Below are 13,903 nucleotides of genomic sequence, written 5' to 3' on the forward strand. Positions count from 1 at the left end.
GGGGGGGGGGGGCGGGGAGGCCCCCAGAGGGTCAGCCCCGGGTGCCGCGCAGGGCCATGGCCACCGCCGCGTCGGTGATGGCGGTGGGGGGCTCCGTGGGGCTTTGTTCGATGCGGCGGACCGCTGCGTCGACGATGCCCTGAAGGAGGACCGCGGCCAGGCGGGGCTGGTCGTGGCCGAGGTCGGCGAGGGCTTCGACGATCATGGCGATGAGGCCGCCGTGCGCGGCGCGGATCTTGTCTCGGGCGCCGGCGTCGAGTTCGCTGGCGGAGATGGCGACGACGGCCCGGTGACGCTGGTCGCCGACGAGGCCGAGCTGATGGCGTACGTACGCCTCGACCTTGCCCTCGGGGGTGTCGGCCCGCTCCATCGCGCCTTCGATCTCTGCGGCCCAGATCGGGAAGTCGGCGGCGCAGAGTTCCTCGACGACCGCGGCGCGCGAGCGGAAGTACTCGTACACGGAGGAGCGGGCGAGGCCCGTGCGCTCGGCCAGGGCCGGGAACGTCAGCGCTTCCGTCCCGCCCTCTGACAGCAGGGAGCGTGCGGCGTCGAGGAGGGCGTCACGCTGCATGGTGCGGTGCTCGGCCACGGAGGCCGCTCGGATCCTGGGCACTGTTCCACTTTACGGCCGGGCCGCCCGAGCAATTTTACGGCCGGGCCGCCCGGGCGATCGGCAGGGACGATTCACCGGACTCCCCCGGTGCGAGGCCTCAGCGCCCGACGTCGGCCAGTTTGGCCCGGAGCTGGAGCACCGACTTGGTGTGGATCTGGCTGACCCGGCTCTCGGTGACGCCCAGGACGTTGCCGATCTCGGCGAGGGTGAGGCCTTCGTAGTAGTAGAGCGTGACGACGGTCTTCTCGCGCTCGGGGAGCGTGTTGATGGCGCGGGCGAGCAGCCGGCGCAGTTCACGGTCTTCGGCGACCTCGACGGGGTCGTCGGCGGAAGTGTCCTCCAGGGTGTCCATGAGGCTGAGCCGGTCGCCGCTCTCCCCGCCCACGTGCAGCAGCTCTTCGAGTGCCACCACGTTGGCGAGCGACAACTGGCTGAAGACCGCGTGGAGTTCCTCCACGGCGATACCCATCTCGGCGGCTACCTCCAGCTCGGACGGGGTGCGTCTGAGCTGGGCTTCGAGGGTCGCGTAGGCGCGTTCCACGGCGCGCGCCTTCTGGCGCACGGAGCGCGGGATCCAGTCGAGGGCGCGCAGTTCGTCGATCATCGCGCCGCGGATGCGGGTGATGGCGTACGTCTCGAACTTGATGGCGCGGGCGATGTCGAACTTCTCGATGGCGTCGATGAGGCCGAAGACTCCGGAGGAGACGAAGTCGGCCTGCTCGACGTTGGGCGGCAGGCCCACGCTCACGCGTCCCGCGACGTACTTGACGAGGGGCGAGTAGTGCAGGATCAACTGCTCGCGCAGCCGCTCGTCGCCGGTGGCCTTGTACGACCGCCACAGCTCGTCGACGGACGAGGGTGCCGTTGGCCGCACGGTGCCGCTGCCGCGGGCAGCGGGCGGCACTGCCGTGCGGTCAGACCCGGAGATGTGCTGGGGCATGCGTTGCCTTGAGCCGTTCTGATGTGCCGTTAGCGGGGGCTGTTTTCGGTCGGGAGCCTCGTGAGCGTAGCGTGACTGCGCCGTCGCGGTGCGCGAAGCGCGGGTGCGCGGGCGCGGCCGCTCCCCCGGGCCGGGGCGCACCCACAGGTCGGGGCGGCCGCGCCGTGCGCGGGCCCCGAAAGCGCTGTCGTGCGGCCCGCGGTGGACATCGCTTCTCACCTTGTCACCCGAATGCCCCAGGTCAAGTACCGCCTCGCCGCGTGCTTGCCGTGTGCAGTACGCCGGGTGTCAACTTCCAGCCGTCGCCGACCCGTTCGACGAATCCGAGGGAGTGCAGTTCGTAGAGCCGGCCGAGGGCTTCGTCGGTGCTGGTGCCGGCTTCTCTGGCGAGATCTCGCACATCGGCCGTGCCGCGGGACGGCAGGGCTTCCAGTACACGGCCGGCGCCGGGTGCGAGCAGGTCGCGGGGCAGGACGGGGCCGCGCCGTGCGGGGGCGAGATCCCCCATGTCACCGACGAGTTCGACGACTTCCGCTGCGTCGGTGACCAGCACCGCTTCGCCGCGCAGCAGTTCGTGGACGCCGGCCGAGAGCCCGCTGGTGGCGGGGCCCGGGACCCCTATGGTGAAGCGCCCCAGTCGCTGCGCCGCGCGGGCCGTGGCGAGTGAGCCGCTGCGGTATTCGGCTTCGACGACGACGGTTCCCCGGGTCAGGGCGGCGATCACTCGGTTGCGCACGATGAATCTGCTGGGCGTTGGATGGTCGCCGGGCGGTAATTCGCCCACGAGGAGGCCCTGTTCGGCGATGCGTCCGATCAACTCGGCGTGGCCGCGCGGGTAGACGACGTCGACTCCGCAGGCGAGGACGGCGATGGTGGCACCGCCTGCGGCGAGGGCGCCGCGGTGCACCGACCCGTCGATGCCGGCGGCCGCTCCGGACACGACGACCCACCCCTTCTCGGCGAGTCCCGAGCCCAGGACGGCGCCCATGTGGGCTCCGTAGGGGGTGCAGGCGCGGGCGCCCACGACGGCGACCGAACGCAGTGCCCATATCCGCAGGTCGGGGCGGCCCCGCGCCCAGAGGCCGACGGGCCGGGCGTCGGCGAGGTCGTCGAGTTGGCGGGGCCATTCCTCGTCGCCGGGGACGAGGAACCTGGCGCCGGCGGCCGCTGCGGTCTCCAGGTCGCGCTCGGGGTCGGCGAGGGCGGCTCGGCGGCGGAGGCCTTCGAGCCGTGCGGGGGTGGCCCCCGGAAGGTCGTCCTGGGGGCCTTGCGGGCGCGTGAGGCGGCGCAGTAGGCCGGCCGCGCCGTAGGTGCGCAGCCAGCGGCCGCCGCGTTCGTCGCCGGGCTCGATGACGCGGGTGAGGGCTGCTCTGGCGAGGCGTTCGGTGCCGCTCTCCGGGGCGTTCACCGCATGCTCCCGGCCGGCATGGGGGCGCCTCGGGAGATGCCGGTGCGCAGTTCGAGGGCGAGGGCGACGTGGCCCTCGTCGGGACGGTCGTCGCCGGCCAGGTCGGCGATGGTCCAGGCGACGCGCAGGACGCGGTCGAGTCCGCGGGCGGTGAGCAGGCCGCGTTCCATGTCGCGTTCGGCGCCGGCGAGGGCGCCGGGCGCGGTGAGCCAGCGGGTGCGCAGTTCGTGTCCGGGTACTTCGCTGTTGCTGTTCCACGGGGTGTCGGTGAGGCGGGCCGCGGTGCGTTCCCTGGCTGCCAGGACGCGCTCGGCGACGAGGACGCTGGGCTCGCCGCGGCCGCCTGCGCCGAGGAGGTCCTCGCGGCGTACGGGTTCGACTTCGACGCGCAGGTCGACGCGGTCGAGGAGCGGGCCGGACAGCCGTGCCTGATAGCGCCGGATCATGGAGGCGGGGCATTCGCAGCCCGCTCCGTGCAGGGTGTGCCGTCCGCAGGGACAGGGGTTGGCGGCGAGGATCATCTGGAAGCGGGCGGGTAGCCGGATCACTCCGGCGCTGCGGGCGATGACGACGTGTCCCGATTCGAGGGGCTGACGCAGGGCGTCGAGGGCTTTTCCGGAGAATTCGGGCGCTTCGTCCAGAAATAGCACTCCTCTGTGTGCGACGGAGACGGCGCCGGGGCGTGGCAGGCCGTTGCCGCCGCCGACGAGGGATTGCATGGTCGCCGAGTGGTGCGGGGCGCAGTAGGGGGCGCGGCGGACGAGGGGTTCGCCGGGCGGGAGGATTCCCGCGACCGAGTGGACGGCGGTGACTTCGAGGGATTCCTGACGGGTGAGGGGCGGCAGGATGCCGGGCAGTCGCTCGGCGAGCATGGTCTTTCCCGCGCCGGGCGGGCCGGAGAGCAGTAGGTGGTGGCCGCCCGCCGCGGCGATTTCGAGGGCGGCGCGGGCGGCGTGCTGGCCCGCGACGTCGACGAGGTCGAGGTCGGTCTCGCGCGGGCCGGATGAGAGGCCGGTGCCGGCTCCGGCGCCGGGCACCACCAGCCCGGCGAGCATGGCGTCGGGGCGGCCCCTCTCGGCGGGCTCCTCCTCAGGTACGGGTTCGTCGGTGAGGACGGCGACGAGCTGGCGCAGGCTGCGGACGCCCAGGACGGAGATCCCGGGGACGAGGCTCGCCTCGGCGGCGGTCTGTTCGGGGACGACGACCTGTTCGTAGCCGGCCTCGGCCGCGGCGAGCACGGCGGGCAGGATGCCGCGGACGGGGCGTACGCGTCCGTCGAGGCCGAGCTCGCCGATCATGACGAGGTCGGTGAGCTCGCGGGGGTCGATGCGTTCGGCGGCGCCTAGGATCGCGCAGGCGATGGCCAGGTCGAAGCCAGCGCCGCTCTTGGGGACGGATGCCGGGCTGAGCCCGACGGTGAGCTTTTTCTGGGGCCAGGCGTCTCCGGAGTTGACGACGGCGGCCCGCACCCGGTCGCGGCTTTCGGCGAGGCTCTTGTCGGGGAGGCCGACGAGGGTGAAGGCGGCGACGCCGGGTTCGAGGCCGGCCTGGACCTCGACGACGACTCCTTCGACGCCGACGAGGGCGACCGAGCAGGTGCGTGCGAATCCCATGTCAGGCCACCCCCCGCACGTGTTCGGCACGCGGGGCGCCCTTGCGGGGCAGGATCACGCCCACGACGTCGATGCGTACGCCGCCGGGCGGTGGGCCTCCGTGGTCCGCGAGCCAGTGGTCTGCGAGCCGTTTGAGGCGGTCGGCCTTGACCGCGGTGATGGCGGCCATGGGGTGTTCGTAGGCGCCGCTTCTGCGGGTCTTGACCTCGCAGATGACGAGCGCGGGGCCGCCGGGCGCCGTCGCATCGTGGGCGACGATGTCGATTTCGCCGGTCCTTCCGCACCGCCAGTTGCGGGCGAGGACGGTCATTCCGGCCGCTTCGAACAGCCGTACCGCCAGGTCTTCGCCGTATTTCCCGAGTGCTCCGCGAGCGTTCATCCGGCACCACCTCCGGCACCGACTCTCACGCATCCCGCGCCAGCGAGTGGATCTTGGTGGACAACTCCGCGGTTGTGGAAAACTCCGTCACTCGAAGGGCGCCCTCCGCGGCACCCGGCCACTTCTCCGAGCCTTGCCTCCGCGCCCGGCGGCGCCCCAACACCCCTCGGTTCAGCCCCCGGTTCAGCCCCCCGGCAGTTCGAGGTCGCTCTTGTTGAGCTCCTCGATGTTCACGTCCTTGAAGGTGAGGACCCGTACCTGCTTCACGAATCTGGCCGGCCGGTACATGTCCCAGACCCAGGCGTCCGCCATCGACACCTCGAAGAACACCTCGCCCTGCACCGAGTGCACCTGCATCTCGTAGTCATTGGTGAGGTAGAAACGCCGCTCGGTCTCGATCACGTATTTGAACAGACCGACGACGTCGCGGTACTCCCGGTAGAGCTTCAGCTCCATCTCGGTCTCGTACTTCTCGAGGTCCTCGGCGCTCATGGCATGTTCCCCTTCAGCCGTGCGTCCCCCTATTGTGCGTCAGCCGCCCCGGCCCCTAAACGATTTCCGGGGCCAGGACCACCGGCGCGTGCGGAGGACCCTCGTCGAGCAGCGTGCGCAGCAGCTCGGCGAGCCTGGTCGGGTACACCGTCTCACGGGCCGCGAGGAGTTCGGCGGAGGTCCACCACCTCAGCCCCGTGGTACTGCGCAGCTCCAGCTCCGTCAGGGCCGTCGGCGCGGCCTCGGTCTGGGTGGTGCGGGCCAGGTAGTACCACTCGTCCTGGTCCCAGCGGCGCCCGTCGAAGGGGAAGGAGCACCTGCGCTGCCACAGCACCGGGCCCAGCTCGACCTCTGTGATCCCGGTCTCTTCCTTGAGTTCGCGCAGGGCGGCCTCGGCGCGGGTCTCATCGCCCTCCAGGCCGCCGCCGGGCGTGAACCACCAGCTGTCGGCGGGGTCTTCGGGCTCGTGGCCGTGCATCAGCAGGATGCGGTCCTGCGGGTCGAGCAGGACGACGCGGGCGACCTTGCGCGGTCCCGTCACGGGCTTCACCTCCCGGTGCCCGGACCGGCCCGGGCGACCTTGCGCGGTCCCGTCACGGGCTTCACCTCCCGGTGCCCGGACCGGCCCGGGCGACCTTGCGCGGTCCCGTCACGGGCTTCACCTGCCCGCGGGCGAGGCGGTGCGGGTCCTGCTGCGCCGGGCGAGCGAGGCGACCGGCCCGTAGGAGGCGCCGGCCAGGATCAGCACGACGCCGAGCACGATGGCGCCCAGGATCAGTTTGAGCGGGCCGGGCCGCGAGAGGCCGCCGGGTAGCTTGGCGAAGCCCGAGGGGCGCTCCAGCATGCCGCCCAGGGGCCATGCAACGGCGTCCACACGGGCGGTCACCGCGGTCAGCGGCACGGAGCCGTTGGCCGCGTCGTCCAGGTGGACGCGGGAGTCGAGCGAGACCAAACGGTCGTCGCCGAGGAGGAAGACCTGGCCTTGCGGGACCTTGGCTTCGAAGGGCGTTCCCGAGGCGGGCGTCATGCCGTGCAGATACGGCTCCTCGACCGGGGTGCCGTTGACGGTCAGCCGGCCGCCCGTGCCACAGCACTTCACGGTGTCCCCGCCGATGCCGACGACCCGCTTGACCATGGGCACGTTGGCCCAGGCCTTGTCCTGGAAGACCACGACGTCGCCGCGGCGTACATCGTCGCCGGATATGCGCTGGGCCAGTACCCGGTCGCCGGCCTTGACGGTCGGCTCCATGGACTGGGTGGGCACGGTGTACGGCTTGTACTGCACGACGCCCCAGGCGAACCCGCCGAGGAAGAGGACACAGCCGACGGCCACGGCAAGCCCCGACAGCACACTGCCGAGACTCCGGCCGCGGCCGTCGTGGTCCAGTCCGTTACCGCTCATCGCAGCGCTCCCTTTCCGGCAGCGCCCCGGGACGCGTGTGGCGCCCGGGACCCCGGAGATCGACATCCGGGACCGCACCCTACCCGGCGGTACGCCCGCCGGTCAGCCCTTGGCCACCGGGCTTTCCGCCTTGACCTGCGCTTGAAGGAGCTTGCGGCGTCGCCACAGCACCATCGGCACGGCGCCGGCGAGACCCACGGCGGCGGGCGCGGCCGAGCCCATGGAGCTCAGGCCGGGCTGGTCGAAGGTGTCGGGGACGCCGAGCCAGTCGAGACGGTTGAGCGGCCAGGCGATGGTGAAGGCGCGGCCGACGACCTCGTCGGTGGAGACCGTGCCGCCGCCCGTGAGCTCCTGGTGGTAGCGGGAGTCCAGGGAGTTCTGACGGTGGTCGCCCATCACCCAGATCCGGCCCTTGGGCACCGTGATCGGCCCGAACGGCTTGTCGTCGCAGGCGCTGTTGCCCGGGTAGATGTACGGCTCCTTCAGGGCCTTGTGATTGACCATGACCGGGCCGCCGGCCTTGCACTCGACCGTGTCGCCGCCGACGGCGATGACCCGCTTGATCAGGTCCTTCTCCTCGGCGGACGGCATCAGGCCGATGAAGCTGAGGAACTTCTGAGCCGCGTTCGGCGTGGGGGTGGGCTCACCGTCGAGCCAGCCGCCCGGGTCGTGGAAGACGACGACCTCGCCGCGCTGCGGCTCCGCGCCGAACCACGGCGTGAGCTTGTCGACGAGCACCCGGTCCCCGCGCTGCAGGGTGTCCTGCATCGAGTCCGAGGGGATCGAGAAAGCCTGCACCAGGAACGTTTTGATCAACAGGGCCAGGACCAGCGCGATGCCGATGAGGAGCGGCAGCTCCTTCCAGAAGGAGCGCGGCTTCTTGGGGGCCCGGCTCTCGCCGTCACCGGGCTCTTCGCCGGACCCGCCGTCGCCCCGGCCGCCGTCCTGCGCCGGCACCCGGTGTTCGGGCGCGGAAGCGTCCACCGGTGTGCCGGGGGGGTGTTCCACCGCGGGTCCCGGGGAGGAATCGGCGAGCTCGCTCTCCGGCCGCTCCTCCGGCTCTTCGCGTCCGGATCGTGCGCCGACCGCCAAATCCCCCACATCCACTCCTCACTCGTTGCCACCGCCTGGCCCGTACGAGGCTCAGGCCCACCACTCCCATAACGAGCGGGAGTTCCGCAGGGGTCGGGGGCTGGGTCGCCTGGTCGGGGTCCGCCGCCGGATCCCGGGACGCCACCCTATGCGACGCGGCCGTCGCAAAAGCGCCGGGCGCGGCGGGCACCGAGCCGAACGTGGGCGGTACTTCGAGCCTGCGCCAGTGAGAGAAAGGCCAGGCCACGACCACTGCGCGGCCCACCACCCCGGAGACGGGGACCGTGCCCTGGTGGCCGTCGTCGAGGTGGTATCGGGAGTCGGCGGAGTTGGTCCGGTGGTCGCCCATGACGAAGATCCGGCCTTGGGGAACCTTTACCTCGAATTGGATTTGCGTGGGCGGATCGGTGGGGGGTGTGAAGACGTAGGGCTCGTCGAGGGGTACGCCGTTGACGGTGATCCTGCCGTCCGTGCCGCAGCACTTCACGGTGTCGCCGCCGACCCCGATGACGCGCTTGATGAGGTCCTGCTCGTTGTCCGACGGCAGCAGGCCGATGAAGGTGAGGCCTTCCTTGATCTGTTTGACGCCGACGGGGTCCTCGCTCGTGGACGTCTTCTGTTCGCCCTTGAGCCAGCCGCCGGGGTCCTTGAACACCACGACATCGCCCCGTTCCGGCTTCGAGCCGAACCAGGGCGTGAGCTTGTCGACCAGGACGCGGTCGCCGATGGTGATCGTCTGCTGCATCGAGCCGGACGGGATCACGAAGGCCTGCACGAGGAAGGTCTTCAGGACGAGGGCGATGAGCAGCGCCACGGTGATCAGGAGCGGTATCTCGCGCACCGCCGACCTGCGTCTGCGTCGTTTCACCCGGCGGGCGAGCCGGCGCCGCTCGGCCCGGCCGGCCTGCCCGCGCCGGCCGGCGGGCGCCGTGGTGGTGGGCGGAGCGGTGGTGGGGCGGGACCCGGTGGGCAGCGGCTGGTCGCGGGCGTCGGGGCGCGGCCGCCCGCGGTTACCCATGTCCCCCGCCGGCATCGCGTACGTCCGCGAAGGCGCCGGAGCTTCCGACCGTCGTCCACCGGCCCAGCGGCCAGCCGATCAGGTCGGCCCGGCCGATGACCCGGTCGACGGGCACCATGCCGCCGCCGGGGTCGCCGAGGTGGTCGCGGGAGTCGCTGGAGCGGGAGCGGTGGTCGCCGAGGACCCACAGGGTGCTGTCGGGCACGACGATGTCGAAGGGCACCTGCGAGGGGGTGTCGCCCGGGTGGAGATAGGGCTCGTCGACGGCCGTGCCGTTCACCTGGATCCTCCCCCGCCGGTCGCAGCAGACCACGTGGTCCCCGCCGACGCCGATGACGCGCTTCACGTAGTCGGTGCCGGCGGGCTCGGTCAGACCGAGGGCCGCACCCAGGGAACGCACCGCACGGCCCACCGGGTTCCCGTCCTGCGTCTCCTGCACGAAAGAGCCCCGGCCGTCGAAGACGACGACGTCGCCGCGGCGGGGGGTGTCGCCGAAGTCGTAGGCGAGCTTGTTCACCAGGACGCGGTCGCCGACCTTGAGCGTCGGTTCCATCGAGCCGCTGGGGATCAGGAAGGGCTGGACCACGAAGTGACTGAGCAGCAGGAGGAAGACGACGCAGAGCGCGAGCAGGGCCCCGGCCTTGCGCCAGGGGCCGTCCAGGTGGCCCGAGAGCCCGGTGGGGCGTGAGCCCGAGGGGGCGGCCGAACGCGGACCCGGGGAGGCGCTGGGATGCGGACCCGGGGAGGCGGTGGGACGCGGGCCCGGAGAGGCGGTGGGACGCAGGCCCATAAGGGCGGTGAAACGCGCGGAGCGCGACCGGCGCGCCTGACCCTGGTCGGGGTCGGCGGGGCGGTCGCGCTCCGTGTGCTGTGCTTCGGTGTCCATCGGGGCCAGAGCTTATCCGGCCGCCGTCAGACCCGTGCGCGGGTGTGAGCCGGGGCTCAGCGGTCGCGCTTCTCCTTGATCTTCGCGGCCTTGCCGCGCAGCTCACGGAGGTAGTAGAGCTTGGCGCGACGGACGTCACCGCGGGTCACGACCTCGATCTTCTCGAAGATCGGGGAGTTCACCGGGAAGGTGCGCTCGACGCCGACGGAGAAGGAGACCTTGCGGACCGTGAAGGTCTCGGAGACACCGGCGCCCTGGCGGCGGATGACGACGCCCTTGAACTGCTGGATACGGGAGCGGTTGCCCTCGATGACGCGGACGTGGACGTTGACGGTGTCACCCGGGCGGAAGGCCGGGACGTCGCTGCGCAGCGTGGCGGCGTTGACGGAGTCGAGCAGGCTTGCCATGAAGGACTACTTCCTCACTGATGCCACAGGTCATCAGCGGAATTCGAGATGAATGGGGTGCTGTGCGCGAAGGGCGGGCGTCGTTCCCCCTGTGGCAGGGGCGCCGGCTGAGCGTACGGCAGCGGCCTATTCTTCCACGTCGCTGGGCCTGCGCCAAAATCGGCCGCCGGGCTCGGGGGCCCAGCCGAGGATCGAGAGGGTTTCGCGGTCCTTCTTGTCGAAGGCGGAGGCCTCACAGCGCTCGATCAGGTCGGGCCGGTGGAGGGCGGTCCGCTTGAAGGCCTCGTCCCTGCGCCAGCGGGCGATCTTGCCGTGGTGGCCGCTGAGCAGGACGTCCGGGATGCCGTGTCCGCGCCACTCGGGGGGCTTGGTGTAGACGGGGCCTTCGAGGAGGTTGGCCATGGCGCCTGGTGCGAAGGAGTCGTCGCGGTGGGACTCGGCGTTGCCGAGTACGCCGGGCAGGAGCCGGGCCACGGCCTCGGTGATCACGAGGACCGCGGCCTCGCCGCCGGCCAGGACGTAGTCGCCGATGGAGACCTCGTACACGGGCAGCCGGGTGGCGTACTCGTCCATGACGCGCCGGTCGATGCCCTCGTAGCGGGCCGGCGTGAAGATCAGCCACGGGCGCTCGGAGAGCTCGACGGCGAGCTCCTGGGTGAAGGCGCGGCCGCTGGGTGTGGGCACGACGAGGACCGGGCCGTGTGCCCCGGACTCGTATCCGTCGGCGAGGGCGTCGTCCAGGCAGTCGCCCCAGGGCTCGGTCTTCATGACCATGCCGGGGCCGCCGCCGTAGGGGGTGTCGTCGACGGTGTTGTGCCGGTCGTACGTCCAGTCGCGCAGGTCGTGGACGTGGACGTCGAGCTGGCCGCGGGCGCGGGCCTTGCCGACCAGGGAGACGTTCAGCGGGTCGAGGTACTCGGGGAAGATGGTGACGACGTCGAGCCGCATCAGCGCGCGTCCTCCGCGTCGCGGGCGTCGTCTTCGCCTGCGGCGGCCTCGTCATCCCTGGATGAGGCGATCTCGGCGCGGTCGTCGATCAGGCCGGGCGGCGGGTCGATGACCGCGCGCTGCTCCTCCAGGTCGATCTCGGTGACGATCTGCTCGACGAACGGGATCATCACCTCGGTTCCGTCGGGGCGCTCCACGATGAAGAGGTCCTGCGAGGGCAGGTGGGTGATCTCGGTGATGCGGCCGACCTCGGTGCCGTCGGCGAGGACCACGTCGAGGTCCATGAGTTGGTGGTCGTAGTACGCGTCGGGTTCGTCCGGGAGCTCCGCCGGGTCCACGTCGGCGATGAGCAGGGTGTTGCGCAGGGCTTCGGCGGCGGTGCGGTCGCGCACGCCCTCGAAGCGCAGCAGCAGCCGGCCGCTGTGTACCCGGCCGGTCTCGATGGTCAGCGGGCCCACCGACGCCGGGTCGGTGGTGAGTACGGCGCCCGGGCCGAGCCTCAGCTCCGGCTCGTCGGTGCGCACCTCAACGGTGACCTCGCCCTTGATGCCGTGGGCGCGGCCGATCCGCGCGACTACCAACTGCACGCTTGCTTCTCCTTCGGACAACTTCCGGCACATTCCGATGACGACCGGTGGCGGGGCTCCACCCGGGCTCTACGCGGCCTCGGTGAAGGCCGCAGCCTTCGTTTCTGCTGGGTCCACTACTAGGTCCACTATCGCCCGGAATACGACTGCGGGCCGGGGAGGGCCAGAAGCCCTCCCCGGCCCGAGCCGGCGTATCTAGGTAAAGCGACCCTACTGGTCAGCGGACCTGGTCCACGTCGACGAGGTCGACGCGGATGCCACGGCCGCCGATTGCACCCACGACGGTGCGCAGGGCGCGGGCGGTACGGCCATTGCGGCCGATCACCTTGCCGAGGTCTTCGGGGTGGACCCGGACCTCCAGCACGCGCCCCCGGCGCAGGTTGCGCGAGGCGACCTGCACGTCGTCGGGGTTGTCGACGATGCCCTTCACGAGGTGCTCGAGAGCCTCCTCGAGCATGCTCAGGCCTCGGTCGACTCGGCGGCGGCCTCGGCCTCGTCCGCCTTCTTCTCGGTCTTCTTGGCCTTCTGGGTGATGGCCTCACCCTTGGCCTCGTCGCCCTCGAGGGTCTTGGCGAAGGCCTCGAAGGAAGCGCGCTTGTCGGCCTTCGGCTCCGGCTGGAGCAGCGGCGCGGGGGCCGGGAGGCCCTTGTGCGCCTGCCAGTCGCCGGTGAGCTTCAGGATGGCGAGAACGGCCTCGGTCGGCTGGGCGCCGACGGACAGCCAGTACTGCGCACGCTCGGCGTTGACCTCGATGCGCGACGGGTTGTACGTCGGGTGGTACAGACCGATTTCCTCGATCGCGCGACCGTCACGGCGAGTGCGGGCGTCGGCGACGACGATGCGGTAGTGCGGCTGGCGAATCTTGCCGAGGCGCTTGAGCTTGATCTTGACTGCCACTGGAGTGGTGTCTCCTGGTCTTGACGTGGTTGGGCACATGAGATGCCACGTGGGGTTGCGGTACTCGGGTGCCCGATGGACGCGTCAGCCGGAGGCGAGAGGGTTCCTGTGCGGCTGTCGAGTACAGCTAGCCATTGTGCCACACGCCTGGAGTGCGCACGCCGGGGGTCCGTAGGGACCTCCGGTGGCCCGCTCCCCCGGACCTCGCCGCCCCTGCCGGCGGCCTGGCCCGGGGTCGGTCAGCCGACCGCGGCGACCACTTCGGCCCCTTCCGGAATGCGGAACGGCTTGCCGCAGCCGCCGCAGACGATGGGGGCCTGGGCCAGGACGGAGGGGACCACGCGCACGTTGCGCCCGCAGTCGCAGACCGCCTTGACCCGCACGCCTCCTCCGGAGGAGCCGTGCCGGGCGGCAGGTCCGCGGAAGGAGCGCTTGGTGTCGGCGGCGGTGGCGACGGTGTGCGCCTTCAGCGCGCGTTGCAGTCGTTCGATGGTGGGGCGGTAGCGGCGCCTGGCCTCGGCGTTCAGCGTGACCAGGGAGAAGCCGCTGCTGGGGTGCGGTTCCTCGGGGTGGTCGAGGCCGAGCTCCTCGGCGATCGCCAGGAACCTCCGGTTGTGGTAGCGGCCGGCGCGGGAGGTGTCGCGGACACCGCGGGCGGCGGCAATGCCGTGGACTGCCTCATGGAGCAGTCGCTCGAAGGAGAGCTCGGCGCCGCAGGCGGACGACGACTCTCCGATCAGGGACTCGGGCGCGGCTAGGTCCGGCAGCTCGGAGTGGTACCGCTGAATGTCGGCCCACGCCTGTGCCAGCTCTGCGGCGAGAACAGGTGGTGTCGTGCTCACGTCGTGACAACGAGCCGCAGGGCCGCTGTGTTCCTATTCCGGGGCATCCCAAATAATTTGCTCGTACCCGTCAGTTGGCATTGATGCGTGCGGACGAGGGCGGGTGCGCTGATCTGCGGAGAAGGCTCACAGCTCACACCAAGGTATGACGTAGCGGCGGGTACGCCCCGGCGGGTAGAAGAAGTACGCACGCGGAAGCGGCCGTTGCCGACGCGGACGCAAGAGGGGTTTCAGCCGACTCGGGGTGGCCTGTGCGCCACCCGTGGCGTGCCGGGCCCGGCACGCCACGGCGGGCCCGGTCCTCCTCGGCAGGCGCGAGCCCTCCCTCGGCGGGCACGACCCCTCCCGCGACAGGGGGGCGGGCCCCCTCCCTTGGCAG

At 71.4% G+C, this 13,903-nt stretch carries 17 protein-coding genes; all 17 read right to left on the reverse strand.

The window, feature by feature from the left end:
- Positions 1-31 precede the first annotated feature (31 nt).
- The gene (locus tag AB0D31_RS21735; RefSeq protein WP_362725673.1) at positions 32-589 is read right to left on the reverse strand and encodes a helix-turn-helix domain-containing protein; all 558 of its coding nucleotides are present in this window, start codon (positions 587-589) and stop codon (positions 32-34) included.
- A gap of 121 nt (positions 590-710) precedes the next feature.
- On the reverse strand, positions 711-1,553 hold the full coding sequence (gene whiG, locus AB0D31_RS21740) for an RNA polymerase sigma factor WhiG (RefSeq protein ID WP_362725523.1): 843 nt from the start codon (positions 1,551-1,553) through the stop codon (positions 711-713).
- A gap of 241 nt (positions 1,554-1,794) precedes the next feature.
- On the reverse strand, positions 1,795-2,961 hold the full coding sequence (gene dprA / locus AB0D31_RS21745) for a DNA-processing protein DprA (protein ID WP_362725526.1): 1,167 nt from the start codon (positions 2,959-2,961) through the stop codon (positions 1,795-1,797).
- A complete protein-coding gene (locus tag AB0D31_RS21750) occupies positions 2,958-4,574 on the reverse strand; it encodes a YifB family Mg chelatase-like AAA ATPase (RefSeq protein WP_362725529.1) in 1,617 nt (538 codons plus the stop codon). The genes dprA and AB0D31_RS21750 overlap by 4 nt, the downstream gene beginning before the upstream one ends.
- Position 4,575: 1 nt before the next feature.
- The gene (locus AB0D31_RS21755; protein WP_362725532.1) at positions 4,576-4,953 is read right to left on the reverse strand and encodes a YraN family protein; all 378 of its coding nucleotides are present in this window, start codon (positions 4,951-4,953) and stop codon (positions 4,576-4,578) included.
- Between the two features lie 183 nt (positions 4,954-5,136).
- Positions 5,137-5,445, reverse strand: a complete 309-nt coding sequence (locus tag AB0D31_RS21760) for a DUF2469 domain-containing protein (RefSeq protein ID WP_003965949.1) — start codon at positions 5,443-5,445, stop codon at positions 5,137-5,139.
- A 55-nt stretch (positions 5,446-5,500) separates the two neighbouring features.
- Positions 5,501-5,986 (reverse strand): NUDIX hydrolase, encoded by a 486-nt coding sequence (locus AB0D31_RS21765; RefSeq protein ID WP_362725535.1) that lies wholly within the window; start codon positions 5,984-5,986, stop codon positions 5,501-5,503.
- 117 nt (positions 5,987-6,103) lie between these two features.
- The gene (gene lepB, locus AB0D31_RS21770) at positions 6,104-6,847 is read right to left on the reverse strand and encodes a signal peptidase I (protein WP_362725537.1); all 744 of its coding nucleotides are present in this window, start codon (positions 6,845-6,847) and stop codon (positions 6,104-6,106) included.
- 102 nt (positions 6,848-6,949) lie between these two features.
- The gene (gene lepB, locus AB0D31_RS21775) at positions 6,950-7,804 is read right to left on the reverse strand and encodes a signal peptidase I (RefSeq protein ID WP_362725540.1); all 855 of its coding nucleotides are present in this window, start codon (positions 7,802-7,804) and stop codon (positions 6,950-6,952) included.
- Positions 7,749-8,957: a signal peptidase I gene (gene lepB, locus AB0D31_RS21780; protein WP_362725543.1), complete on the reverse strand. Its 1,209-nt coding sequence runs from the start codon at positions 8,955-8,957 to the stop codon at positions 7,749-7,751. The genes lepB (AB0D31_RS21775) and lepB (AB0D31_RS21780) overlap by 56 nt, the downstream gene beginning before the upstream one ends.
- Positions 8,950-9,843: a signal peptidase I gene (gene lepB, locus AB0D31_RS21785; protein ID WP_362725546.1), complete on the reverse strand. Its 894-nt coding sequence runs from the start codon at positions 9,841-9,843 to the stop codon at positions 8,950-8,952. The genes lepB (AB0D31_RS21780) and lepB (AB0D31_RS21785) overlap by 8 nt, the downstream gene beginning before the upstream one ends.
- A 56-nt stretch (positions 9,844-9,899) precedes the next feature.
- Positions 9,900-10,250, reverse strand: a complete 351-nt coding sequence (gene rplS, locus AB0D31_RS21790) for a 50S ribosomal protein L19 (protein WP_350232925.1) — start codon at positions 10,248-10,250, stop codon at positions 9,900-9,902.
- Between the two features lie 126 nt (positions 10,251-10,376).
- On the reverse strand, positions 10,377-11,198 hold the full coding sequence (trmD, locus tag AB0D31_RS21795) for a tRNA (guanosine(37)-N1)-methyltransferase TrmD (RefSeq protein ID WP_362725549.1): 822 nt from the start codon (positions 11,196-11,198) through the stop codon (positions 10,377-10,379).
- Positions 11,198-11,785: a ribosome maturation factor RimM gene (rimM, locus tag AB0D31_RS21800; protein WP_362725552.1), complete on the reverse strand. Its 588-nt coding sequence runs from the start codon at positions 11,783-11,785 to the stop codon at positions 11,198-11,200. Before rimM ends, trmD begins: the two co-directional genes overlap by 1 nt.
- A gap of 217 nt (positions 11,786-12,002) precedes the next feature.
- Complete coding sequence (locus AB0D31_RS21805) at positions 12,003-12,242, reverse strand: RNA-binding protein (RefSeq protein ID WP_030206382.1); 240 nt, start codon at positions 12,240-12,242, stop codon at positions 12,003-12,005.
- 2 nt (positions 12,243-12,244) lie between these two features.
- The gene (gene rpsP, locus AB0D31_RS21810) at positions 12,245-12,682 is read right to left on the reverse strand and encodes a 30S ribosomal protein S16 (protein ID WP_362725555.1); all 438 of its coding nucleotides are present in this window, start codon (positions 12,680-12,682) and stop codon (positions 12,245-12,247) included.
- A 239-nt stretch (positions 12,683-12,921) separates the two neighbouring features.
- On the reverse strand, positions 12,922-13,524 hold the full coding sequence (locus tag AB0D31_RS21815) for a hypothetical protein (protein WP_114040425.1): 603 nt from the start codon (positions 13,522-13,524) through the stop codon (positions 12,922-12,924).
- Positions 13,525-13,903 lie beyond the last annotated feature (379 nt).

It is taken from the genome of Streptomyces sp. NPDC048361 (assembly GCF_040651795.1).
Lineage (GTDB): Bacteria > Actinomycetota > Actinomycetes > Streptomycetales > Streptomycetaceae > Streptomyces.